General features: G+C 59.8%; 25 protein-coding genes and 2 tRNA genes. 10 read left to right on the top strand and 17 right to left on the bottom strand.

What is annotated here, in order from left to right; genetic code table 11:
• Nucleotides 1-4: 4 nt before the first annotated feature.
• The 8 genes from ACIOWL_RS10430 to ACIOWL_RS10465 are packed head-to-tail and all read right to left on the bottom strand — an operon-like array spanning nt 5 to nt 3,345.
• The gene (locus tag ACIOWL_RS10430; RefSeq protein WP_400384498.1) at nt 5-364 is read right to left on the bottom strand and encodes a hypothetical protein; all 360 of its coding nucleotides are present in this window, start codon (nt 362-364) and stop codon (nt 5-7) included.
• On the bottom strand, nt 361-669 hold the full coding sequence (locus tag ACIOWL_RS10435) for a hypothetical protein (RefSeq protein ID WP_400384500.1): 309 nt from the start codon (nt 667-669) through the stop codon (nt 361-363). The genes ACIOWL_RS10430 and ACIOWL_RS10435 overlap by 4 nt, the downstream gene beginning before the upstream one ends.
• Nucleotides 666-1,151, bottom strand: a complete 486-nt coding sequence (locus ACIOWL_RS10440; RefSeq protein WP_400384502.1) for a hypothetical protein — start codon at nt 1,149-1,151, stop codon at nt 666-668. Before ACIOWL_RS10440 ends, ACIOWL_RS10435 begins: the two co-directional genes overlap by 4 nt.
• Before the next feature lie 9 nt (nt 1,152-1,160).
• Complete coding sequence (locus ACIOWL_RS10445; RefSeq protein WP_400384504.1) at nt 1,161-1,862, bottom strand: hypothetical protein; 702 nt, start codon at nt 1,860-1,862, stop codon at nt 1,161-1,163.
• Nucleotides 1,859-1,990 carry a hypothetical protein gene (locus ACIOWL_RS10450; RefSeq protein WP_400384506.1) on the bottom strand — a complete coding sequence of 44 codons (132 nt, stop codon included), beginning with the start codon at nt 1,988-1,990 and terminating at the stop codon, nt 1,859-1,861. Before ACIOWL_RS10450 ends, ACIOWL_RS10445 begins: the two co-directional genes overlap by 4 nt.
• Before the next feature lie 49 nt (nt 1,991-2,039).
• On the bottom strand, nt 2,040-2,282 hold the full coding sequence (locus ACIOWL_RS10455; protein ID WP_400384508.1) for a hypothetical protein: 243 nt from the start codon (nt 2,280-2,282) through the stop codon (nt 2,040-2,042).
• Complete coding sequence (locus ACIOWL_RS10460) at nt 2,279-3,025, bottom strand: antA/AntB antirepressor family protein (protein WP_400384510.1); 747 nt, start codon at nt 3,023-3,025, stop codon at nt 2,279-2,281. Before ACIOWL_RS10460 ends, ACIOWL_RS10455 begins: the two co-directional genes overlap by 4 nt.
• Entirely contained in the window at nt 3,022-3,345 is a 324-nt protein-coding gene (locus tag ACIOWL_RS10465) for a helix-turn-helix domain-containing protein (protein WP_400384512.1), read from the bottom strand. Before ACIOWL_RS10465 ends, ACIOWL_RS10460 begins: the two co-directional genes overlap by 4 nt.
• Nucleotides 3,346-3,536: 191 nt before the next feature.
• Here ACIOWL_RS10465 and ACIOWL_RS10470 point away from each other — a divergent pair, with 191 nt between their 5' ends.
• Entirely contained in the window at nt 3,537-4,049 is a 513-nt protein-coding gene (locus ACIOWL_RS10470; RefSeq protein ID WP_400384514.1) for a helix-turn-helix transcriptional regulator, read from the top strand.
• 29 nt (nt 4,050-4,078) lie between these two features.
• Entirely contained in the window at nt 4,079-4,492 is a 414-nt protein-coding gene (locus ACIOWL_RS10475) for an ImmA/IrrE family metallo-endopeptidase (RefSeq protein ID WP_400384516.1), read from the top strand.
• A gap of 754 nt (nt 4,493-5,246) precedes the next feature.
• Here the strand turns inward: ACIOWL_RS10475 and ACIOWL_RS10480 are convergent.
• From ACIOWL_RS10480 to ACIOWL_RS10490, 3 genes are all read right to left on the bottom strand, one after another.
• Nucleotides 5,247-5,405 (bottom strand): hypothetical protein, encoded by a 159-nt coding sequence (locus ACIOWL_RS10480; RefSeq protein WP_400384518.1) that lies wholly within the window; start codon nt 5,403-5,405, stop codon nt 5,247-5,249.
• Between the two features lie 122 nt (nt 5,406-5,527).
• Nucleotides 5,528-6,457 carry a hypothetical protein gene (locus tag ACIOWL_RS10485; RefSeq protein WP_400384520.1) on the bottom strand — a complete coding sequence of 310 codons (930 nt, stop codon included), beginning with the start codon at nt 6,455-6,457 and terminating at the stop codon, nt 5,528-5,530.
• Between the two features lie 30 nt (nt 6,458-6,487).
• A complete protein-coding gene (locus ACIOWL_RS10490) occupies nt 6,488-8,608 on the bottom strand; it encodes a RecQ family ATP-dependent DNA helicase (RefSeq protein WP_400384522.1) in 2,121 nt (706 codons plus the stop codon).
• A gap of 146 nt (nt 8,609-8,754) precedes the next feature.
• On the opposite strand from ACIOWL_RS10490, the gene ACIOWL_RS10495 reads away from it, so the two are divergent.
• The 4 genes from ACIOWL_RS10495 (at nt 8,755) to ACIOWL_RS10510 (ending at nt 12,543) form a co-directional block, all read left to right on the top strand.
• On the top strand, nt 8,755-10,188 hold the full coding sequence (locus ACIOWL_RS10495; RefSeq protein WP_400385096.1) for a phosphomannomutase/phosphoglucomutase: 1,434 nt from the start codon (nt 8,755-8,757) through the stop codon (nt 10,186-10,188).
• Between the two features lie 9 nt (nt 10,189-10,197).
• Nucleotides 10,198-10,668 carry a hypothetical protein gene (locus tag ACIOWL_RS10500; RefSeq protein WP_400384524.1) on the top strand — a complete coding sequence of 157 codons (471 nt, stop codon included), beginning with the start codon at nt 10,198-10,200 and terminating at the stop codon, nt 10,666-10,668.
• A 94-nt stretch (nt 10,669-10,762) separates the two neighbouring features.
• Nucleotides 10,763-11,215 carry an RrF2 family transcriptional regulator gene (locus ACIOWL_RS10505; protein WP_400384526.1) on the top strand — a complete coding sequence of 151 codons (453 nt, stop codon included), beginning with the start codon at nt 10,763-10,765 and terminating at the stop codon, nt 11,213-11,215.
• A gap of 152 nt (nt 11,216-11,367) precedes the next feature.
• The gene (locus ACIOWL_RS10510; RefSeq protein ID WP_400384528.1) at nt 11,368-12,543 is read left to right on the top strand and encodes a globin domain-containing protein; all 1,176 of its coding nucleotides are present in this window, start codon (nt 11,368-11,370) and stop codon (nt 12,541-12,543) included.
• Between the two features lie 80 nt (nt 12,544-12,623).
• Here ACIOWL_RS10510 and ACIOWL_RS10515 read toward each other — a convergent pair whose 3' ends face one another.
• The gene (locus ACIOWL_RS10515) at nt 12,624-13,721 is read right to left on the bottom strand and encodes an alpha/beta fold hydrolase (protein ID WP_400384530.1); all 1,098 of its coding nucleotides are present in this window, start codon (nt 13,719-13,721) and stop codon (nt 12,624-12,626) included.
• Nucleotides 13,718-14,245 (bottom strand): PadR family transcriptional regulator, encoded by a 528-nt coding sequence (locus tag ACIOWL_RS10520; protein WP_400384532.1) that lies wholly within the window; start codon nt 14,243-14,245, stop codon nt 13,718-13,720. Before ACIOWL_RS10520 ends, ACIOWL_RS10515 begins: the two co-directional genes overlap by 4 nt.
• A 146-nt stretch (nt 14,246-14,391) precedes the next feature.
• On the opposite strand from ACIOWL_RS10520, the gene ACIOWL_RS10525 reads away from it, so the two are divergent.
• The gene (locus ACIOWL_RS10525) at nt 14,392-15,594 is read left to right on the top strand and encodes a multidrug effflux MFS transporter (protein WP_400384534.1); all 1,203 of its coding nucleotides are present in this window, start codon (nt 14,392-14,394) and stop codon (nt 15,592-15,594) included.
• An 83-nt stretch (nt 15,595-15,677) separates the two neighbouring features.
• On the opposite strand, the gene ACIOWL_RS10530 is transcribed toward ACIOWL_RS10525, so the two are convergent.
• On the bottom strand, nt 15,678-17,510 hold the full coding sequence (locus tag ACIOWL_RS10530; protein WP_400384536.1) for a phosphoenolpyruvate carboxykinase (GTP): 1,833 nt from the start codon (nt 17,508-17,510) through the stop codon (nt 15,678-15,680).
• 315 nt (nt 17,511-17,825) lie between these two features.
• On the opposite strand from ACIOWL_RS10530, the gene ACIOWL_RS10535 reads away from it, so the two are divergent.
• The 3 genes from ACIOWL_RS10535 (at nt 17,826) to ACIOWL_RS10545 (ending at nt 18,703) form a co-directional block, all read left to right on the top strand.
• Nucleotides 17,826-17,902, top strand: a tRNA-Arg gene (locus tag ACIOWL_RS10535).
• 28 nt (nt 17,903-17,930) lie between these two features.
• Nucleotides 17,931-18,497, top strand: a complete 567-nt coding sequence (locus ACIOWL_RS10540; RefSeq protein WP_400385099.1) for a GNAT family N-acetyltransferase — start codon at nt 17,931-17,933, stop codon at nt 18,495-18,497.
• A gap of 129 nt (nt 18,498-18,626) precedes the next feature.
• Nucleotides 18,627-18,703: transfer RNA gene (locus ACIOWL_RS10545), tRNA-Arg, on the top strand.
• Nucleotides 18,704-18,771: 68 nt separating this feature from the next.
• Here ACIOWL_RS10545 and ACIOWL_RS10550 read toward each other — a convergent pair.
• From ACIOWL_RS10550 to ACIOWL_RS10560, 3 genes are all read right to left on the bottom strand, one after another.
• A complete protein-coding gene (locus ACIOWL_RS10550) occupies nt 18,772-19,785 on the bottom strand; it encodes a LacI family DNA-binding transcriptional regulator (protein ID WP_400384538.1) in 1,014 nt (337 codons plus the stop codon).
• An 88-nt stretch (nt 19,786-19,873) separates the two neighbouring features.
• Nucleotides 19,874-21,292: a GH1 family beta-glucosidase gene (locus ACIOWL_RS10555; RefSeq protein WP_400384540.1), complete on the bottom strand. Its 1,419-nt coding sequence runs from the start codon at nt 21,290-21,292 to the stop codon at nt 19,874-19,876.
• Nucleotides 21,292-22,158, bottom strand: coding sequence for a carbohydrate ABC transporter permease (locus ACIOWL_RS10560; RefSeq protein ID WP_400385102.1), 867 nt, complete (start codon nt 22,156-22,158; stop codon nt 21,292-21,294). The genes ACIOWL_RS10555 and ACIOWL_RS10560 overlap by 1 nt, the downstream gene beginning before the upstream one ends.

The raw sequence follows: 22,158 nt of genomic DNA on the forward strand, positions 1-22,158 counted from the left end.
CCCATTACCGTTCCCCAATCCCAGCGACTTGATACGTCGCCCGGACGGACGCGTTGATGGACTGATACGCACGCAATTCCAGCTCCAAAGCCTTCGCCAGCCGGTCAGCGTACCTGTAGGCCGCGTCCGCGGTGTCTTTGACTTCCCGCTCATGCTCTGTGGCAAGTTCAGCCGCATACTTCTTCTCGGCTTGCGGACCAGAATGGTTCATGTACGCCCGAGCGAAAGCCTGATCATAGGCTCGGTCAGCATTCGACATGATCACGTACCGGTCATTGCAGACCTTCGCGGAGTTCGCGATCCGGGCGCTAATGTCCCGGATACGCGACTCTACGTTGACAGGATTGAGAACATCGGCAGTCATGCCACCAGCTTCTGCTCGCGAATGTACCGGCGAACCTTTTCGACCAGGCCGTCAACTTCGTCAGCACTTTTCATCAGGACCCCTAAGACAACATTTGTTCCATGATCACCAACCACCCGATGTTCGTAGACATTGACCGAGATCGAAAATTCCTTGTTATTGCGCTGGAAGAACTTGTCACTCAGGTAAACGGAAATGTCGATGGCCCCGTTGTCCAGCTGCTCAACGAGCTGGTGAAGCTCTCCGTAGGCGTACTCGGCCAGTGCGAGCGTGGACTCACCGTTGATCGCCTTGAGCCGGTTCACGCTGCATCACCTTCGATCGCCAGCAACTCCGAAGTCTGGATCACGCCGCCGGCCACCAGCCGGGCCAACTTCGCATCCGCATCCTTCTCAGGCTTAGCCGACGCATACGAAACGCCAGAAACCTTCGCAATTCCAGGCACCAACTCCCCCGCATCAGTCACCGCAGCATCAATCGCCGCGGCCTGCGCCAACAACGACTTCACGAACCACTCCTTCGGAACCGGGATCATCTGGATCTTGTCCGGGTGGTTCTCCTCGATCCACTTCGTCAGACTCGCCTCATCCGTGACCTTCCAAGCCTCACGCGGCTTCGTCCGGGTAATCGCACCGAGCACGATCTTCTCCCCGTCCAAATCAAACGCAACAGACTTGCGGTCGCCTGGCTCCAACTCACCCTCAGCTTCAACCTTCAAAGACTTCTGCAAAGCACTAACCTTCTTTGACAGCATGTCCGCTGCCATGAACTTCTGAATGTTGTCCACAATGACTCCCTATGCTGCTTGATCCAGCTCGCTGATAGCGGCCTTGATCCGATTGATGATTGATTCCGGCGCACCGCTGTTGTGCGCCCACTTGCCAAGGGCGTTGAGCTGATCCAGGTTGCCTCGGGCCTGCTCCAACTGCTTGTCGAAAATCTCCTGCTTGGACTGCCCCTGAGCCGGGACCGGGTCGGCAGACTGGGCCGCGGCCGGAGAATTTGCCGGCGGGGTGGTTGGCGCCGCAAACTCGCCGCGCTGCTCTTGGGCCTCCCACAGGTCGCCCTTGTGCCAAAGATCCAGCGCCGCACCGAACCGCATGCCAGCGTTCCTGAGCGCGTCGCCGATCGCTTCCTTTACAGCGTTCGCGCCGGTCTTGCCCTGCGAGTCCCCGTACCCGAGACGAGTCACCCCGCAGATGGTGAGCTTGATCCACAGGCCGCCCCATCCGTCGAACAGTGGCAGACCATTCTGGTCCGTGGTCATTGGCTCCCACGTCCACTCAGGGTCTACCTTGAGCAGACGATCCGTGAGCGCAGCATGGCCAACGTAGTCCAAATGCATGGCCGGCATACCGTGGTAGCCACCGCACTCCTGACAGTTGCCCTTCTGAGAATCGCGCCGATAAGGTTTCGGTAGCTTTCCAATCGCCCCAGGCTCGAACTGCTCCCGAAGCTTCGCCAGCTGTGCATGACGCTCGTTGACTTCCTCGCTCACGCCACGCCTCCAACCTCATAAGCACCCCAGAGCGAACCCCAGAACACCAGACCAACCAGAATCACGGACACCCACTGCCCCCGAGAGGTCAACTGCAACCCCTCAAATTGCTTCATGAACTTCTTCATGTAGACTCCTAATAACAAATGCTTTGGAACCGCCAAGTAGCAAAGCGTTTTACTGAAGTCGCGAAACAAGATCACTGATCTTTCGCGGCTTTTCTTTTTTATCCGACACAGGCACCTCGGCAGCGTCCAAAATCTGGGCCACATGCTCCGGAGCAAACCGGATGATCCTGGGACCAAACTTCTTATACGGCCAAACACCCCGACTCACGTTGCCCTGCACAGTACGAACCGAGCACTGCAGCTTGTCGGCCAGCTGAGCGATCGTCAAGTACTTGGCTTCTTCTTCGCTCACGCAGCCACCTCCATCGGCGCCAAGATCCGCTGACGAATCGCATCGATGCCCTTGGCCGTGATCCGGACCTGCGGAGTATCAAGAACCTTCTCCGCCGTCACCGGGTGGTAATGCCACTGAGCTTTCTCAGCCATCCGCCCAAGATCGACTTGGTATTGCTTAGCCCGAGGCTTACCGGAGCTCCGGTAAATCCAGCCCCATTCCTCTAACTTCTTCCGCAGCCGACCTTCACCCATCTGGATGCTGTGGTCACGGGTCAGTACCTTCGCCGCCTCGTTGACGCTGTAATCCCCCGCCGTGGAGAGCAAAGCGTCGAACGCGTCAGCCTTAGGGGCAAGAACTGCGACCTGTTCTTTCGCCGCTTCTACCGCGGACTGCAACGCGCCAATAACTTCAAGGGTCATTTCCTCGATGCTCTTAGGCTTGGCGACCTGCGCACGCTTCTCAACGTCGATGAAGTACTGTCTGGCCTGCTTGCCGCGGTCGGTCCGCTGGATCATGGAGAGTTCCTTGGCCATGTCCAAGCTGATGGCCCAATTGCGGGCCGGGCGACCACCTACAGGGTTTGCCCCTTTTTTGGGGAATAACTCGACGTAGTCTTGGCCCTCAATGAATCCGTAGTCGAACATCTGCTTGGCCCAGTCGGTGAAGTCCTTCTTCACTTCCAGGAACCCATGCAGGTCCCGGAGGCTTACTGCGGTCTTGCTGTTGTGCTCGCGCACTGGAATCAGTTCGACGCTCATGCTGCTTCCCCCTCAATGACGGTGAGTCCTCCACCCGCGCACTCCGATGGGAGCGCGATTGCTTCGGGCTGGACACTGACTGAATTCGAACCGCGATAGTTCAAGAACCATGTCGCCTGCTGCAGCCGCTCCCACGTGATCCGGCGTCTTCCGGCCTCGTAGTGGTCGTACATGCCTGCACTGATTTGCATACCGTCTGCCATTTCGGTTCCGGTGATGCCACGGTCTAAGCGCAGAGTACGGAGCGTGAGCCCGATGCGCTGATCCGAATTTTCAACTACCCGGGGTTTCACCGGCTTACCTCGTCCTACCTTGTTCATGCATTCAGCTTATGTAGGTAATTAGATTGCGTCAAGGTAGGAAACGGTAGGAAAAGGTAAATCATGGCGTTTTGCCAAGTCAGAGCTTAAAAAAGTTTTTTGATTCCTACTCGTTCATACCTCGAAACCATCCCTACAATGGTGAAAGTACGCGTTTACCTACCTTTACCTACCACCCCAAGATGAGTGTCATGAGCTACAACGAACAAATGATGAAGAAGCGCATCAGCGCACTCGCCAAAGAAGCCCGTGAGATAGCCGGACTATCCCGCCCGGACCTATCCAAAAGTGCAGGCGTCGCGGTCAAAACCATCTACTCATTCGAAAACGCGGACACGTGGCCCCAGGCAACCCGCCTCGCCGCTATCTCAAACGCGCTCGGCTGGGAATACGAAAAGATCGAGCGCCTACTAAATTCAGACCGACCGCCAGCAGAAGTGACCCTGCAGGACCTCGCCGGATCACCATGGGAGAAGAACCCTGTCCGCAATGCCTCGGATCTGTCGGATGAAGAATTGCTGGCCGAGCTTACCTTCCGGTTTCAGCAGCGAAACTTCGAGCTTCGCCAACTGCGGGACACGCAAAGCAACGTAACTCCGCTGCGACCAGTGGAGTTCAACGAGTCCATGCCACACGCTGCGCACCCACCCTTGAAACTGGAATCTTCACAATATGACGGTCTGGGTGAAGACCCTCAGGACTAAGCGTCGGAGACGCACGATAGGCTGTGCCCATGTTTGACCCTTGGACGATCATTAGCGCGAATACGTGGATTCAGATTCATCACGTTCGCATGCCTGAGGGCAAGCCTGGCGCGACGGATGGTAAGCAGGTGATTTGGCTGGACAAGCGACTCACCGCGCGCGAACGCCGGTGCGTGCTGACTCACGAGCTGGTGCACCTGCAGTATGGTCATTGTGAATGTCAGCCGATAAAGATTGAGCGGAAGGTGCGTCGGGAAGCGGCGCACTTGCTGGTGCCTTGGCCAAGCTTGGCAATGTTTGAGCACGCCGATCTGCCGAGTTTGGCTGAAGAGCTGAATGTGACTCAGCAGGTGCTTGAGGATAGGCTTCACGCATTGAGCCCGTTGGAGGTCAGTTTACTGCGGGAGCGCGGGGTGACCATTTCGACCGATGTGTCATGGTGACCTTTGGACTTACGACAGTTACCTTTAGTTACCGCGTATTGCGTCTTTTGCGCATGGTAATTTAGGGTAACTTGCGGTAATTCGCGGGATAACAATGCGGTTCAAATCCCCCCGTGTCCGCCGAGAGAAGCCCGGAAACTCAACAGAGTTTCCGGGCTTCCCCCATTTTGCCACCCGAAATCCCCGCGGCGGGTGAGACCACAAACATGAACCAGAGAAGAACTTGGCCGGGTTTTTCATCACTGGGGTGTCCCGACTTCCAGACTGACGGTCGATCACGTCAGTTCTTCACCGAATCCTTCGACGCCCACACTTTTCGAAACCGGCACAACGGTCGCCCCTCAAACAGAGCTCACCCGTTAAATGGTCAAGCCCCGAAGCATTCAAAATGAATACCTCGGGGCCTATACGGTGAACACCCGATCCCCCAACCAAGTGCTCCAGCAACTTGAAGCATCCCCATAATGCCCAGTCAACCGCTTAACGCAATTTAGAGATTACCGTTCATTTGATTCCGACGCAAGGAAAACCAGCCCGATCCGGAAAACTAGGTACCTTCCAGGTTGAAACTAGGTAGCTCAGGATGTCGGGCAGTGGGTTGGAGTGATTAAACGTTGTTTATTTGAAAAAATCTTTAAGTGGAATACAAGCTACCGCTTGTTTCGCATTCGCCGCTCACTAGCACAAGCCCTCCCGGCGTCTGCCCAAACACAAAAACCCCGGGAAGAATTTCCCGGGGTTCATGCATCATCGCCTACTTGAGGTTGCGCTCAATGTCGTGCGCGGTTTCCTTGATCTGGTCCTCCGCCTGTTTCAGTTTTTTAGCAGCCTCAGCATTAAGCAGTTCATTGCCAAGTTCGTCATCCCCCGTTGGCTCGGTTGATTGAGCATTACCGGGTTTCTCTTCCGACATTTTCCAGCCCCTTCCACAACGAAGTCACTCGGTTCGTGGAAGCCACACTATGCACTCAGCGCCACGGTAACAACGCCAGGGCGCGCACACCCATGGTTCTCCCAGCCTGCCGAAAGCGCTGGCTAGTCCTGCCTCTTGACGAAGGTGCGCAACATGTTCTGCACGATATCTTCCGGCAATGATGTATGGCGGGCAATGATGCTGGTCATGGCCTCTAGATCATGGTTCGCAATCGCGTCAAAAAGCTCGTCTCGCTCGGCTTCGGGAAGCTCCGCCGCATCAAAATGCACCGGCCCGTCAGGTCCCTGTCCCTCGAAGCGAAAATCTGCCACGTTGCCATTGGCGTTGGCGCCGGACATCGGAGAGGAAGCGATCATCCGTTCCAGATCCTCCAGCGGAAGACCGGTGTAGCTGTGCAGCACGCTTGCGGCGCCGGAGAAATTGGAATCACGAAGCATCGAGAACAGCTGGTCGTATTCATTCGGCGGCAACTGTTCGCTGGAGAACTCCCGCTGTTCCCCGTCAATTTCAAACGCCATCTTGAAGTGCGTAGCGCTCGGTTCGGAGTCGGTGCCAAACTGCTCATGCCATTCCTGCGGGATAACCCATGAATCCTCACCAGGTGTGGCAACGCTTGGCATCGTCAGGTCGGTTTCCTTGGATTCAGCCGCTGAACTCGGCTCATCAATGGCGCTCTGGGCTTCCAGCTTGTCACGCAGCGCCTGAACGTCTGCTTCGCTGACGGGCAGTTCCTTGACCGGTGCGGTCTGCGGGTACTTATCCAGGCTGCGGACCGCAATAACGCAGTTTTTCACCGTATCCCCGGTGACTGCACGGTAGTTCTGCACCGCACCCATGACGTCGCCCTTGGCCAGATTGCGGTAAATGGCGTTCCGCGAGGCATCGTCCAGCTTCGCGTTGGCCGCTTGAGCGGCCTCACGCGTCACCGCCTGGGCGACCTCTGCGGAATTCTTCTTACGAAGCGACTGCAACCCGAGGTAGCCCAGGCCAATCACGGCGATGATGACGATGAGCCAGATGAGAAAATCCATACATCCAGCGTACTTCGTTTAACTGAACATTTACCCAGCGATTCCCAAAGTGAAAGGCAAAACACCGGGAGCCCCGGCAATCCGCAACGCCCGACCGGCCATCGCCAACGACCACCGTGAATCGGTCAGGTCGTCAACCAGCATCACCGGACCGGGGGCGTTGGACAACATGGATTCCAACGGCTGCGGAATCTCAAATGCATCAGCTACCGCCGCGACCCGGAATGCCGAATTACCACCCGGACCGTTCTGCGGCGGGGTTCCGCGGTATTCCAGCTGGCCCAGGTATTTCAGCCGGCCGACCGCAGCCAGCTGCTGCGCCAGCGAGGTCACCAGTTGCGGGCGGGTTGAGGACGGCATGGCGACCACTCCCACCGGGCGTTGTTCCCAGTTCCATTCCGCGAGCACCTTCACGCAGGCATCGAACATGGCCTGATCGATCGGGCGGTCACCGGGGTCGGCAAAAAGCTGGCGCAGCCGATTCCCCCAGCCCAGGTCCGTCAATCGGGCCAGGGCGCGGCCAATGGACACCTGTTCGTCCTCGGGAATTTTGCCTTTGAGGGTATGACCCAGCCGATTCAGCCCCGAGGGGTAGAGCTTGCGCGGTTCGATACTCACTCCGACACGTCCCAAGGCCGCCTGCGCATTGTCCTTGGAAGCCTCGGGAATATGGTCATCCACCCAGGCCCCGGCGCAGTTGTCACAGCGTCCGCACGGGGATGACTGCGGATCATCCAGCGCCTTGGTGAGGTACTCCATCCGGCAACCCCGGGTGTTCTCATAATCGATCATGAGCCGCTGTTCGTGAATCCGGCTTTGCGCCACCCGCTTGTACCGTTCCGCGTCATAGGCCCACGGCAGGTCGGTGCGCATCCAGCCGCCGGCTACCCGTTCAACCGCCCCGTCAACCGCCAGGACCTTGAGCAACAGCTCAAGCGGCGAACGGCGCAGGTTCACCGCGCTCTCCAAGGCAGGGACACTCATCGCGCCGTCGGTTTGCCCCAACGCCTCCAACACTGCGGTGGCGCGTACCTGATCAGGCATGGAGCTGGTGGCGAAGTACTCCCAGATCTCTGCATCATCCGCACCGGGCAGCAACAAAACATCCGCGTTGATACTTCCGCGGCCGGCACGGCCAACCTGCTGATAGTAGGCTACCGGGGAGCTCGGGGCGCCAATGTGGATCACAAAACCCAAATCCGGTTTGTCGAAACCCATTCCCAGGGCGCTGGTGGCAATCAACGCCTTCACCTGGTTGTTTTTTAATGCCTGTTCCAGGCGTTCGCGTTCTTCCAGATCCGTGCGCCCGGTATAGGCGGCGACCTGGTGCCCGGCCTCGCGCAGCATCCGCGCAATGTCTTCCGCGGCGGAAACCGTCAGGGTGTAAATGATTCCCGAACCGGTGAAATCCTCAATGTGGCTCAGCAGCCACGCCAGCTGCATCCGCGGGGACGGCAGTCGCAAAACTCCCAGGCGCAGCGAGTCGCGGGCCAGGGTGCCGCGCAAGGTGAACACGTCCGCCGAGCCGCCGGCCAATTGTTCGGCCACGTCCTGCACCACCCGGGAGTTGGCCGTTGCGGTGGTCGCCAACACCGGCAACCCGGCGGGCAACTGATTGATCAGGTCGCGAATGCGTCGGTAGTCCGGGCGGAAGTCGTGTCCCCAGTCGGAAATGCAGTGCGCTTCATCGATCACCAGCAGGCCCAGCCTGCCCATCAGCATCGGCAGCTGCTGTTCCCGGAAGGATGGATTGTTCAACCGTTCCGGGGAGACCAGCAGCACGTCGATCTCATCACGCTGCAGCTTATCCAGGATCTCGCGCCATTCAAGCACGTTGGCGGAGTTAATCGCCGCTGCGCGCACCCCAGCGCGCTCGGCGGCGGCGACCTGATCACGCATCAGCGCCAACAGCGGTGAAACAATCAACGTCGGCCCGTACCCCTGTTCGCGCAGCAGCAACGACGCGATAAAGTACACCGCGGATTTACCCCAGCCGGTGCGCTGCACCACCAGCGCACGGCGGCGCTGGGCGACCAGAGCGCTGATCGCTTCGAACTGGCCGTCGTGGAACTGGGCGTCAGGGTTGCGCACCAGGGCGCGCAGCTTGGCCGTGGCGGAGGAACGCAGGTCCGAGTGCAGTGAGGCATCCATGGTCCCAGTATTTCAGTTCCCACCCACGAAATACCTGAACCGCCCGCACCGTGGGGATCATCGATACTCCAACGCCCCGAAATGTAAGGCAATTCCCATGCTTCGCGGTGCAAGTCACCGGTTAATGCGCCGATCCAGCCGGTAGGCTGAAAGATGTGAGTGAAGAAATTGATCTGAGCCAGAGCTTCAAGGCTTACGACGTGCGCGGCATCGTCGGACAGTCGCTGAACGCTGAAGCAGTGGAGGCCATCGGCGCGGCCTTCGTCGACATCCTGGGCCTGTCCGGGGACACCGTACTGGTGGGTGGCGACATGCGTCCCTCCTCGGCGCAGTTTTCCCAGGCATTCGCCAGCGGTGCCACCTACCGCGGTGCCAATGTGGTGATGCTAGGGCAGATCTCCACCGACGAGCTCTACTTCGCCTCCGGCCAGCTGAATGCCGCCGGCGTGGTTTTCACCGCAAGCCACAACCCCGCCCAGTACAACGGCATCAAGATGTCCAAGGCCGGCGCCCTGCCAATTTCCTCGGCCACCGGACTCTACGACATCCGCGACCTCGCCCAGCAGTACCTGGCCGAAGGTTTGCCGGTCTCCGGCGATGCCCCGCAGGGCTCGGTGACCCATCGCGACGTGCTCACCGAATACTCCGCCTACCTGCGCAGCCTGGTTGACTTGTCCGCTATCCGCCCGTTGAAGATCGTGGTGGATGCCGGAAACGGCATGGGCGGGCTGACCACCCCCGCGGTACTGGGCGATGCGGTGCTCGCTGGCCTGCCGTTGGAGATCGTGCCGCTGTACTTCGAGCTGGACGGCACCTTCCCCAATCACCCGGCCAACCCGTTGGAGCCGGAGAACCTCAAGGACCTGCAGGCAGCGGTGCTGGAGCACGGCGCCGACCTGGGCCTGGCCTTCGACGGCGATGCGGACCGTTGCTTCGTCATCGACGAACGCGGCCTGCCGCTCTCCCCGTCCGCCATCACCGCGCTGGTCGCGGTGCGGGAGATCGCCCGGGTCCAGGCCGCCGGCGAGGCAAACCCGGTGATCATCCACAACCTGATCACATCCAAGGCCGTGCCCGAATTCGTGACGCGTGCCGGGGGCACCCCGGTGATGACCCGCGTAGGGCACTCATTCATCAAGGCGGAGATGGCCACCCAGGGCGCTGTTTTCGGCGGCGAGCACTCCGCGCACTACTACTTCCGTGATTTCTACAATGCGGACACCGGGATGCTCGCGGCCATGCACGTGCTGGCCGCACTGGGCGAACAGGAGCTGCCGCTGTCCCAGCTGGGCGCCGAATACGAACCGTATGTCGCAACCGGGGAAATCAATTCCGAGGTGGAAGACAAGGCCGGTGCCACCGCCCGGGTGGTTGAGCACTTCGAAGGCCAGCCGGTTCAGATCTTCACCATGGACGGCACCACCATTGCAGCCGCCGACGGCAGCTGGTGGATCAACCTGCGCCCCTCGAACACCGAACCGTTCCTGCGGTTCAACGGCGAGGGTGCCACCGCGCAGATCATCAATCCAATCCGCGACGCCGTACTGGCGATCGTGCGTCAAGAACAGCCAACTACCTAAGGGAAAGACATGAACTTCGAGACACTGGATGAAGGCGTCAAGGACGCCCTGAACAAGGTGCTGAGCACTGCGCTGGGTGTGGCCCGCGAGCAGCTGGAAGAACAGGGTGTCTTCCTGCCTTTCGCCATCGGCCTGGAACCCGGGGACGATTCCGGCGAAGGTGAACTGCGCCTGATCGCGGTTCCGCCCACGGATGACCCGGAAGACCCGGATGCCGACATCGACACCGAGGCCATGGCCGCCGACCTGGTGCAGGTGCTGAACCAGCAGGGCACCCACTTCGAGGCCATCGCCATCGCTTCCGACGTCTTGCTTGAAGAAAACGACCAGGATGCCATCCACGTTGTGGCCGAGCACAAGATTGGCGCGGCCCTGGCCATCGTGCAGCCCTACACGATGCCGGCCGAGCCCGGCGGCGAGTGGACCTTCGAGGACCCGGCAGCCGAGTCTGCCGAGGCGATCTGGGCCAACGCCCGCTAAGCCTGGTCGACCTCGACCGCAAACCGCCCCGCAACCATCCAGCAGTGAGCTACACCGCTGACCGGTCGCGGGGCGTCGTCGTAAACTGAAGGTTATGAAACTCAGCGCCTTTGCCGATGTCTGCCTGCGGACCGTGATGGTCCTCGGCGCCCCCGGCGCAGGACAGCTGACCAGCCGCGAGATCGCAGAGCTGGTGTCGGTGCCCTACAACCACGTCACCAAGGCCGTGCTGGAGTTGCGGACCCTCGGGGTGCTGGATGTCGCCCGCGGACGAAACGGCGGGGCCAGCATCACCCACACCGGCCTGCAGACCTCTGTCGGAGTCCTGCTGCGCACGTTGGACAAACGCGAGGACGTTGTGGATTGCACCGATCATGATGCGAAAAACAACTGCCCGCTGGCCGGCGGCTGCCGCCTGCGGGCAGCCCTGCGCGCGGCCCGCGAGGCCTTCTACACCGCCCTGGATCCGCTGACCGTCCAGGAGATCTGCGAAACGTCCCCGGCGATTACCCTGCTTCCGTTCCCCACGGTTCACCGCGGCGCCTAACCTTTTCGATTCGCAAATCCACTAGTCAACTTCGGAATGGCGGACATCAGGCAAACCTAACTTGCACTTAACTTCTACGGAGCGTAGAACTTAAAGCATAAATCTTGCATTTCAAATGCAAGATAAATCAGACACTCCCCAAGGAGATAACCATGCTGTCCAGCCAGTCCCGCCCGGTGATTGAAGCAACCCTGCCGATCATCGCAGAACGAATTTCACACATCACCCCGAAGTTCTACCAGCGCCTCTTCACCGCGCATCCAGAACTGTTGGACGGCACGTTCTCCCGTTCGAACCAGAACAATGGAACCCAGCAGCAGGCACTGGCCGGCTCCATTGCGGTGTTCGCCAGCCACCTGATCTCCACCCCGGAAACAACCCCCGAAACCATGCTGGCCCGCGTTGCCCACAAACACACCTCACTGGGTGTCAAGGAAGAGCAGTACCCGGTCGTCTACGAACACCTCTTCGCCGCCATTGCCGAGGACTTGGGAGATGCGCTCACCCCTGCCATCGCCGAGGCGTGGACCGAGGTCTACTGGCTCATGGCCCAGGCGCTGATCAAAATCGAAAAGGGCCTCTACGCGCAGCAGGCAAACGCCACGATCTACAGCAGCTGGAAGCTGACACAGCGCACCCCCAGCGGTGCCGACTCGGTCACCTTTAGCTTTGAACCGGCTGATGACACCGTGGCCACCCGCGCGAAACCGGGCCAATTTGTCTCCGTGCGCCTGCCGATGAGCGACGGCATCCGCCAGGTTCGCCAGTACACTCTCAGCAGCGACGTGGAATCAACCGCCACCCGCACCATCACCGTGAAATTGGATGTGGACGGAGAATTCTCCCCGGTGCTTCACCACCGTCTGATGCCCGGAGACCTTGTCGAGCTGTCCAACCCGTATGGCGACCTGGTCATCGATCCGGCCGGCGCGCCCCTGGTCATCGCGACCGCCGGCATCGGCTGTACCCCCAGCGCCGCGGCCCTGCAGACCTTGGCCACCTCGGGCTCCACCCGCCAGCTCACGGTATTGCATGCCGATCAGGACTTCGAGAGCTGGCCACTGCGTGAGCAGATGCTTGAATCCCTCAAACAGCTGCCGCAGGCGAACATCGGCACCTGGTTTGAGCGCGGAGAACTGCCCGAGGGACTGAATGCCCGCTCCGGCTACATGGATCTCACCGACGCGCTGAGCCCAGAGAGCCATGTTTACCTCTGCGGACCGCTGCCGTTTATGCATGCGGTACGCGCGCAGGCGTTGAGTGCAGGGATACCGGCCGAACACATTCACTACGAAGTTTTCGGCCCCGACGTTTGGCTCGCAGCCTAGGGCAGGGAGCCGCTTAAACCGGAGCAGCCCGGACTGGACATATGGGGATCCAGTCCGGGCTGCTCCTTGCAATCCAGGGCTTATTCTGCGCTGGGTCCAGCGCTATCGGTAGGTCGTTTGGCCACGGGCGGCTTTTTCGACAACCCTTTTTTCACCTCGCGTTTGCGCGGGTCCAAGCGGTCGGTCAAACGCGCGGTCGGGGACTTGCCCGGTCCGGTAGTTTCCTCTACCACAACTGGGTGATTCACCGAATCCGGACTCTCACCAGCTTCGCGGGGATCAATTTCTTCCCTCGTGGCCGCGTGCTGGGGCGCCGCGGCCCGTTGTTTGGGCTCGGCGGGCTCACGCAGGGATTGATGCAGTTGCTGACCATCAATCCAGCGGCGCAAAACCGAATTAAACAACAATGGATTCTCAATGTTCCATTGGTGGTGCATCCCCGGCACCACCCGGATAACGGCCTGCGGAAGCGCTGTTTTCAACGCCGGGAATGAGCGTTGCACGAACTTCGGCTCGCTGGCGCCGGCCAGCACCACAATGGGCCCGGAATACGATGAAAGGTTTGCCGGCAAGCTGCTGGTATCCAGATCGCTCATGACCGCGCGCATGTTCTCCGCCTTGAGTTTGACGCCGTGTTCGGCGAACAGCTCGCGTTCGTTATCCACCATGCCGTAGGCGCCGGCCTGGAACTTCCAATACCATTCGCTGCCAATCAGCTTCAGTTGCATCCGCTGGACCGCTTTGGCCGCGGTTCCCAACGGAGTGACCGATACCCCGGTCACGAACAGCGATTCCACCAGCTCAGGGTGGCGGGCCGCGACGTGCAACGCAATAACCCCGCCCAAGGACATCCCTACCAGGTGGACCCCGCCTTCAGAGACTTCATCGGCGATCAGCGCCGCCACGTCGTCGGCCGCCGAGTCCAACCCATCCCAGGTTTCCTCCGCGCGTGCCCCGAAAGCCGGAAGATGCAGGGTCAGAATATTAAACTCGCCAAAGGCCAGTACCTGCGGATCCCAGCTCCAGTTCCCCACGTTACCGCCGTGGAGAAAAACCAGGGTTTGCACCGGGGCGCTGTCCGCGGGTTTACGGCGCGCTGGATGCACCTCGGGATAGTCCAGAGCTTCGCGAGCAAGGTCGGCACCGCGGTTGTTCACCTGGTCGTTGGCAGAAGTCATGGCAAATGCTCCAATACTGCGTCAAGCCATTCCAGCTCAGCGGCCTGTTGTCTGATCGCATGGTCCAAGGTGGCCGCCATCAAAAAGCTCCGGCGGTCTGCTGCGGCGCGCATGTCAATTCCCTCGCGCTGCGAAAGATAGTCGTCCAAAACATCCTGGGTCGCCTTGCGGCGTTCGAGCAACAGCTGCTCGATTCCCTCTTGTTCCAGCTCTGCGGCAAAAAAGACCTGCCCCATAAATGGGTCTCGTTCCGGGGAACGCGCGGCCCCGTTGGAGAGCCACTGGTTCAAAACCTCACGCCCGGCCTCGGTGATGTGGTGCTCTTGACGGTCCGGGTAATTCGTCTGGGGAACCGTGCGCACCGTGGCATACCCCTGCTCCACCAGCTGGGCCAAGGTGCGGTAAATCTGCGCCTTATCTGCATTCCAGAAGTGGTTAATAGAGGAGTCAAAGTGCTTCTTGAGCTCGTAGCCGGTCATCGGCGACAAGCACAACAGCCCGAGAATCAAACGTGCCAAAACCATAACTTCATCTTTTCACAGTTAGTTGATTTTGCACCCACTGGTGCGCGTGTGGGGAAACTGTTCCCGGATTGTGACTTTGAGCCCCGCCCCGCACATCACACGGTAATCGTTGATGCTCTGTCCTGAACCATCCTTAGAATTGGCTTATGCCCAACACCCCGGAACGCTCACGACTGACTCCCCCGCTTTTTGCCCTGCTGATCTTGTTGGGAACCACCGGCCCATTAGCCACCGACATGTATTTGCCCTCGTTTCCCGCCATGACGCAGGAATTCGCCACCTCAGCCTCGGGTATCCAGCTCACGTTGACTGCATTTTTGATTGGCATAGCCTTCGGTCAAATCTTCTGGGGACCGCTCTCCGACCGGCTCGGGCGCGCCATACCGCTGCGCTGGGGCACCGCACTGTTTGTGGTGGCCTCCGTTGTGGCGGCGTTGGCCCCGACGTTGACCACGTTGACGATTGCCCGCGCCCTGCAGGGGTTGGGCGGAGCGGCAGGGTTGGTCATTTCCAAGGCAATTGTTGCGGACACCACCCGAGGGGTCCAGACCGCGCGGATATTCTCGCTGCTGATGACCTTTGGCGGCGTGGCTCCCGCAGTTGCTCCGTTGTTCGGCTCGATCCTTGGAGAATTCGGCGGATTTCGCACCGTCCTGTGGTTTATCTGCCTGATCGCGCTGGCCATGGCGGCAGGATCCTTCGGCATCTACCGCGAAACCCTGCCCGTCGCCCAACGTTCAACCGGTAACTTTATTGCCCCGCTGCGCGTCGCCCTGTCGAAACCCCGTTTTGTGGGTTACATGGTGCAGTTTGCCTTCGCCTTCGGCGCGATGATGGCCTATGTTTCCGCCTCGCCGTTCCTCTACCAAAACGTCATGGGGCTCAGCCCGCAGGGTTATGCGTTGTGTTTCGGCATCAATTCGCTCGGGCTGATTACCGCCGGCTTGGTTTCTGCCCGGCTCGCATCCCGGGTGCCGCTGCGCCGGACCATCACCATTGCCTTGAGTGTGCTGCTGCTTTCCTGCACCGTGCTGGCCGTTGCGGTGAACCTCGGGGTGCGCAACATGCTGCTGGCGGTGCTCATTTTTATCATGGTGACCTCGGTGGGTTTCGCGATGGGCAACACCACCGGCCTTGCCATCGCCGAAGTCCGTGAAGTCTCCGGCTCAGGCTCGGCGCTGCTGGGCTGCGCGCAGTTTTTCATCGGTGCGGTGGCCACGCCGCTGGTGGGGCTCAGCGGTGAGGACTCTGCGGTGGCATTCTCCATTACCGCACTGGTCTCAGCAGCGATCGCGGCCTGCGCCCTGATCTACACCGCAGACCGTTTTCACCGCCCGGTTCAGGCATAGGTTTCCCGGCAGCAAAAAATCCCCGGGCACGCACCGCTCGCCGTGTGGCGAGGGCGGTGGCACCCGGGGATTTTTGGCACTAATTAGGCGTTCAGGCGTGCTTTCAGGCCATCAAGCTCGGCGCGGAGCGAGGTCGGCAGCGCATCACCGAAGTTTGCGTACCATTCTTCAATGCTCTGAGCTTCGGCCTTCCATTCCTCGATGTCTACCGCCACAGCGGTCTCCACGTCAGCCGGGGTGAAGCCTTCCAGACCGGTCAGGTCAAGCGCCTCGCCGGTAGGCACGTAGCCGATGGCGGTTTCCTTGGCCTCCACGGTGCCTTCGATGCGTTCGATGGCCCACTTCAGCACGCGCGAGTTATCGCCGAAGCCTGGCCATGCGAAGCCACCCTCCGGGGTGCGGCGGAACCAGTTGACCAGGAAGATCTTTGGCATCTGCGCTGGGTTCAGCTTGGCCGAAATCTTATCCCAGTGGTTCAGGTAATCGCCGGCGTTGTAACCGATGAACGGCAGCATCGCCATCGGATCACGGCGCACCTGTCCGGTGGCGCCGGCAGCGGCAGCGGTGGTCTCCGAGGACAGCGTCGAGCCCATGAAGATGCCGTTGGTCCAGCTGCGGGCCTCGGTAACCAGCGGGATGGTGGTCTTGCGGCGGCCGCCAAACAGGATTGCGTCGATCTTCACGCCGTTTGGCGAGTAGTAATCTTCCGAAAGCATGTCGACCTGGTCGATCGGGGTGCAGAAGCGCGAGTTCGGGTGTGCGGCGTTAGTCCCGGATTCAGGAGTCCAGTCATTGCCCAACCAGTCGGTCAGGTGCGCTGGCGCCTGATCGGTCATGCCTTCCCACCACACGCCGCCTTCGTCGGTAAGCGCAACGTTGGTGAAGATCGAGTTGCCCTTGGTGATGGCGCGCATGGCGTTCGGGTTGGTGGACCAGCCGGTGCCCGGCGCAACGCCGAACAGGCCGTATTCCGGGTTCACGCCGCGCAGTTCGCCTTCCTTGCCGATACGCATCCAGTTGATGTCGTCGCCAAGGGTCTCTGCCTTCCATCCATCAATGGTTGGATCCAGCAACGCCAGGTTGGTTTTGCCGCACGCCGACGGGAACGCGGCGGCAATGTGGTAGGACTTGTTCTGCGGGCTGGTCAGCTTCAGGATCAGCATGTGCTCGGCAAGCCAGCCCTCGTCGCGTGCCATCGCGGATGCGATACGCAGCGAGTAGCATTTTTTGCCCAGCAGCGCGTTTCCGCCGTAGCCGGAGCCGTAGGACACGATGGCGCGCTCTTCAGGGAAGTGAACGATCCACTTGTCTTCGTTGCAAGGCCACACAACATCCTGCTGCCCCGGCTCAAGCGGAGCGCCAATGGAGTGCAGTGCCGGAACAAAGAAGGCGTCCTCGGCTTCCATCTTGCGCAGTACGTCACTGCCGATCTTGGCCATGATGCGCATCGAGGTCACCACGTAGGCGGAGTCGGTCAGCTCAACACCGTATGCCGGCTGCTCGGCGTCCAGCGGTCCCATGACAAATGGGATCACGTACATGGTGCGCCCGCGCATGGAACCGTCGAACAGTCCGTTCAGGCGTTCCTTCATGACCTTCGGGTCTTCCCAGTTATTGGTGAAGCCCGCATCTTCTTCCTTTTCGGAGCAGATGAAGGTGCGCTCTTCAACTCGGGCAACATCCTTGGGATCCGAGAATGCGGCGTAGGAGTTGGGGAAGTTCGGGTCGGTCAGCTTGACCAGGGTGCCGGCGTCGACAAGCTCGGCGCACAGGCGGTCGTTTTCTTCAGCTGATCCATCAACCCAATAAACACGATCCGGCTTCGTCAGTGCGGCAACTTCCTCGACCCAAGCTGCCAGCTTCACATGCGAAGTGGGCGCTACGTCGATTACGTTCTGATCCGAGCTCGTGCTCATTATCGATTCCCTCCATTGGGCTGATCTAGCGATAAATCAAGGCTAGGGGGTGACTCTTGACCAAACCCTGTGACTCAAACCTCACGATCCGAACTGCGCTAGATTTGCAAAGGGAAGATCCCCGGAAATCCGGGGGTTTGCCAATTCAACACCCCGCGTTAATGTGATGAAGGTCACGTATACCGGTACCCTTTTTGATGTCTTCACAATTCTCCTCCTTCGATATTCCGGATGCGCCAGGGTCTCGATTTGGAACTACACGCAACCACCTGTATAGTTATTCGAGGTTCGCCACGGTGAATCAAAACTGAATATGCGCCCATAGCTCAGCTGGATAGAGCGTCTGTCTACGGAACAGAAGGTCAGGGGTTCGAATCCCTTTGGGCGCACCAAAATTAATTCCCACTCGAAAGAGTGGGAATTTTTGTTTCCCCGGAGAGCATTGTGAATTTTCCAGAGCATTCAACCGACGGTGTGAGCCTGCGCCTAATTCAGCTTCCTGATCTTCAGGAACTGACTGCCGCATACGTGCGCAACCGAACTCACCTAGCACCGTGGGAACCTGAGCGGCCAGAAGAGTTTTTCACCGACTCCGGGCAACACAAGATCCTTCAAGGCCAACTCGAGGGCCTCGCAGCTGGCACCACCTACCCCGCCGCCTTGTTCGAGGGCCATCGCCTCATCGGCCGTTTCACGCTCACCGGAATTATCCGAGGACCCTTCCAGAGCGCGAGCCTAGGCTATTGGGTCGACAAGTCGGTAGCCGGGAAAGGTCTAGCCACCTTAGCGGTTCGCGCTATTTGCGACATCGCGGGCTCGGAATTGGGGCTGCACCGCATTGAGGCCAGCACCCTGCGACACAATCATGCCTCGCAGAAAGTCCTCAACAAATGCGGATTCGAACAGATCGGCATGGCGCCGCACTACCTACAGATCGCCGGACACTGGCAGGACCACAACCTCTATCAACGCATACTTCACCGCTAGCCGCACTGCACCCCAGGGAAGCCACCCGCGACGATGTGAGACCGGGCACTTTTCGCCTTTTCGATTTTTCCCGCCGGCCGATCTCGTGTATTGTTATTCAAGTCGTCACGGCGACAAAAAAATAAATAAGCGCCCATAGCTCAGCTGGATAGAGCGTCTGTCTACGGAACAGAAGGTCAGGGGTTCGAATCCCTTTGGGCGCACCAAAAAAATTCCCACTCAACAGAGTGGGAATTTTTGTTTAACCCTGATAAACCCGGGCCCGGGTACAGGCCTAATGCGAAGCGCGCGAAATCAGCTCGGTGTCCATAATGCTCCATTCCGGCACACTCTCGCCGTTGATCCGTTTGATCAGGATTTCAGCCATGATGGCGCCCTGGCGTTCGGGATGCTGGGCGATAGTCGTCAGCGGCGGGGTTGCGTTCCGCGCGAACGCGTCATCATCAACCGTGGTGACCGAGACATCCTGCGGAATCTTCAACCCGGCATCAGCCATGGCTTGCAGTGCGCCGAAGGCCATCTGCGCACTGGCGACAAAAAGACCGTCGATTTTTTCACCTGAGTCAATGAGCTGCTTCATCAGCGCATGCCCGCTGTCCGGGGTGAAGTCGCCTTCCAGCACCGAGACCGGCTCAAGCCCGGCCTCGGCGAGAGCCTGGGTGAAACCGGTCAGTCGGTCCAAGCTGGCGCCCATGTCCTGGGGGCCGGCGATGGTGGCAATCCTTCGACGTCCCCGTTCAAGGATCACGTTGGTCGCCTGTTTCGCGGCGGCGATATTGTCGATATCAACCACGTAAATTTCATTCTGATCGGTGCTCATGGTGCGGCCGCCGAAAACCAGGGGAAGCTGTCCACCAATGTCCGCGTAGGAGCGGTCGGCCGCGTGATGTGAAAGCACCAGGGCCCCGTCGACGTTGCCGCCGCGAAGGTAGCGTGTGGTTTTGCCCGGATCCGATTCGGTGGACAGCAAGAGCGAGAGCATAAACTCGGTATCGGCTAGATACTGCGCTGCTCCCTGAACCACCTTGGCGAAATAGGGATCCGAGAAAAACTTCGCGGTGTTTTCCGGAACAACCAAGGCAATGGCATTGGTCCGCCCCTGGGCCAGCGACCGCGCAGCCCGGTTCGGCACGTAGTTCAGCTCGCGAATCGCTTGTTCCACCGCGCGCATGGCCTCGGGTTTAACCTTGTCCGATCCGTTAACCACACGAGAAACCGTGGCGCGGGAAACGCCGGCGCGTTCTGCAACGAGTTCCAGCGTGGGTTGCTGCTTGCGTGATTCGGACATGCTCGTTCTCTTTACTCCAGTGTCTTGCGACGATCCAAGGTGTTGCGCTGGCCGGGGCACGAATCAAAGTCCGTGCCCCGGCCGGGCATCATGCCATTGTACGGTTGGCGGCGATGAGCCCAGCGTAGGCTCGGCCGCTATTCTTAATGGTGCGTTGTTGTGTCTGGTAGTCCACGTGGATAATGCCAAAGCGTTTGTTGTAGCCCCAGGCCCACTCGAAGTTGTCCAGCAGCGACCAGAGGAAGTAGCCGCGGACATCCACGCCGTCAGCTATTGCCCCGGCCACCGCGTCGAGGTGGTTGAAGATATATTCTTCCCGTTCGGGATCTTCTACCGTGCCCTGGCTGGTGAGTGAATCTTCATAGGCCGCCCCGTTTTCGGTGATGTACAGCGGTGGGATATTTGGATAATCGTGGTGCAACCGGTTGAGCAACACCCGCAATCCCTGGGGGTTCACCTCCCACCCCATGGCGGTATGCGGCAGGTCGCGGGCGGGGAAGGTAACGTACTCGCTTCCCACAAATGGCGAGGACTTGGGAGAGTCCGTGGGCACTACGGCCGCCGGGGCATCCGCCGGCAGCGGGTGTCCGGACACATTATCGTCATGGTAGTGGTTCACCCCCAGGAAGTCGATGGGCTGCGCAATCAGCTGCGCATCGCCTTGATTGATGACCTCATTCAGCCCCAAGGCCCCGACGTCTTCAAGCAGGTCCTCCGGGTAGGCACCTCGCAGGATCGGATCTAGATACATCCGGTTCCACAGCGCGTCAATCCGCCTCGCGGCTTCCACATCCACCGGGTCCGTTGGATCGTTGGGCACCGCGTTGGTCAGGTTGAGCGTGATACCGATTTTTTCGGCTCCCAGTTCGCGAAGCCGGGTGGTGGCCAACCCATGGGCCACATGCTGGTGGTGCATCGCGGCCATCGCCGCGGCCGGTTCCTGACGCCCCGGAGCATGTTCTCCGGCCGCGTACCCGATCAGCGAGGAACACAATGGTTCATTGAAGGTGGTCCAGTGGGTGACTCGATCCCCCAGCTTCGCATACACCGCTTCGGCATACTCCACGAAACGGTAGGCGGTCTCCCGGTTGGTCCACCCGCCACGTTCTTCCAGCGCCTGTGGCAGATCCCAGTGGTACAAAGTCAGCCACGGCATGATCTCGTTTTCCAACAGCTCATCGACCAACCGCGAGTAGAAGTCCAACCCCTGCTCGTTGACGGTTCGCCCGCCAGGGACAATACGGGCCCAACTGGTGGAAAAGCGGTAGGAGTCCAGATGGAGCTCGCGCATCAAGGCGACGTCTTCGCGGTAACGGTGGTAATGGTCCACCGCGATCTCCAGGTTGTCGCCACCGGCGATGGCGCCGGTGGTGCGCGCAAACGCATCCCAGATGGAATCTTCCTTTCCGTAGGAATGGCCGGCTCCTTCAATTTGCGCAGCTGCCGTGGCCGAACCCCAGAGGAAGTTCTTGGGCCAGATAAATGATTGAGATAGATGTTGAGTCATTAGCCTTTCACAGCTCCTGCCATGATTCCGGAGACAAGTTGTTTGCCGGCCACCACGAAGAGCAGCAACAGCGGGATGGTGGCCAAGAGGGCCCCGGCCATCACGATGGTGTAGTCGACGTAGCGGGCGGATTGCAGTTGGCTCAGGGCCACCTGCAGGGTGGGGTTTTGCGGGGCAACCAGCATGGGCCACAGGTAGTCGGTCCAGGCGGTCATGAAGGTGAACAGCGAGAGGATCGCCATGGCTGGTCGGGCTGCGGGAACCCCGACATGCCAGAACGTGCCGATCATGGTTGCCCCGTCCACACGGGCTGCTTCGATCAGTTCATCGGGGATGTTATCCACCAGGTACTGACGCATGAAAAACACGCCGAATGCGGTGACGAGTGTGGGAATCATGATGGCCCCCAAGGATCCGGTCCAGCCGAATTCTTTCATCATCATGAACAGCGGGATGATGCCCAGCTGGGTGGGAACGGCCAGGGTGGCGATCACAAAAACCAGCAGGCCTTCGCGGCCCTTGAACCGCAATTTCGCAAAGGCATATCCCGCCAAGGTGGAGAAGGACACCACGGAGAGGGTGATTACCGAGGACACCACCAGGCTGTTGCCCAGGGCCGCCCAGAAATCGATGGTGTGGAACACCTCTGCCACGTTGTCCCAGAATTGGCTTCCAGGCAGCAGTGGCGGCCAGGTCGAGGCGAACACCCCGGAGTCCGAGGAGCCGATCACAAATGAGTACCACAGCGGGTAGGTGCTGCCGATGAAAAAGGCGAGCAACAGGCCGTAGGTCAAAAATCCCGGACGGCGATCGGACGAAAAGCTGCGCTTCCGGGCCCGGCGCGGTGTGGGTGTTGTGGTTTCCAT

Origin of the sequence: Glutamicibacter sp. NPDC087344 (genome assembly GCF_044744225.1) — a bacterium.
Lineage (GTDB): Bacteria > Actinomycetota > Actinomycetes > Actinomycetales > Micrococcaceae > Glutamicibacter.

Bases quoted from the DNA above. Each gene is read 5' to 3' on its own strand.
- ACIOWL_RS10510 (WP_400384528.1), top strand. From the start codon at position 11,368: ATGCTGTCCAGCCAGTCCCGCCCGGTGATTGAAGCAACCCTGCCGATC.
- ACIOWL_RS10485 (WP_400384520.1), bottom strand. From the start codon at position 6,457: ATGGATTTTCTCATCTGGCTCATCGTCATCATCGCCGTGATTGGCCTG.
- ACIOWL_RS10520 (WP_400384532.1), bottom strand. From the start codon at position 14,245: ATGGTTTTGGCACGTTTGATTCTCGGGCTGTTGTGCTTGTCGCCGATG.
- ACIOWL_RS10470 (WP_400384514.1), top strand. From the start codon at position 3,537: ATGAGCTACAACGAACAAATGATGAAGAAGCGCATCAGCGCACTCGCC.
- ACIOWL_RS10460 (WP_400384510.1), bottom strand. From the start codon at position 3,025: ATGAGCGTCGAACTGATTCCAGTGCGCGAGCACAACAGCAAGACCGCA.
- ACIOWL_RS10555 (WP_400384540.1), bottom strand. From the start codon at position 21,292: ATGACTCAACATCTATCTCAATCATTTATCTGGCCCAAGAACTTCCTC.
- ACIOWL_RS10560 (WP_400385102.1), bottom strand. From the start codon at position 22,158: ATGGAAACCACAACACCCACACCGCGCCGGGCCCGGAAGCGCAGCTTT.
- ACIOWL_RS10500 (WP_400384524.1), top strand. From the start codon at position 10,198: ATGAACTTCGAGACACTGGATGAAGGCGTCAAGGACGCCCTGAACAAG.
- ACIOWL_RS10430 (WP_400384498.1), bottom strand. From the start codon at position 364: ATGACTGCCGATGTTCTCAATCCTGTCAACGTAGAGTCGCGTATCCGG.
- ACIOWL_RS10450 (WP_400384506.1), bottom strand. From the start codon at position 1,990: ATGAAGAAGTTCATGAAGCAATTTGAGGGGTTGCAGTTGACCTCTCGG.
- ACIOWL_RS10465 (WP_400384512.1), bottom strand. From the start codon at position 3,345: ATGAACAAGGTAGGACGAGGTAAGCCGGTGAAACCCCGGGTAGTTGAA.
- ACIOWL_RS10530 (WP_400384536.1), bottom strand. From the start codon at position 17,510: ATGAGCACGAGCTCGGATCAGAACGTAATCGACGTAGCGCCCACTTCG.
- ACIOWL_RS10515 (WP_400384530.1), bottom strand. From the start codon at position 13,721: ATGACTTCTGCCAACGACCAGGTGAACAACCGCGGTGCCGACCTTGCT.
- ACIOWL_RS10480 (WP_400384518.1), bottom strand. From the start codon at position 5,405: ATGTCGGAAGAGAAACCCGGTAATGCTCAATCAACCGAGCCAACGGGG.
- ACIOWL_RS10525 (WP_400384534.1), top strand. From the start codon at position 14,392: ATGCCCAACACCCCGGAACGCTCACGACTGACTCCCCCGCTTTTTGCC.
- ACIOWL_RS10505 (WP_400384526.1), top strand. From the start codon at position 10,763: ATGAAACTCAGCGCCTTTGCCGATGTCTGCCTGCGGACCGTGATGGTC.
- ACIOWL_RS10475 (WP_400384516.1), top strand. From the start codon at position 4,079: ATGTTTGACCCTTGGACGATCATTAGCGCGAATACGTGGATTCAGATT.
- ACIOWL_RS10490 (WP_400384522.1), bottom strand. From the start codon at position 8,608: ATGGATGCCTCACTGCACTCGGACCTGCGTTCCTCCGCCACGGCCAAG.
- ACIOWL_RS10550 (WP_400384538.1), bottom strand. From the start codon at position 19,785: ATGTCCGAATCACGCAAGCAGCAACCCACGCTGGAACTCGTTGCAGAA.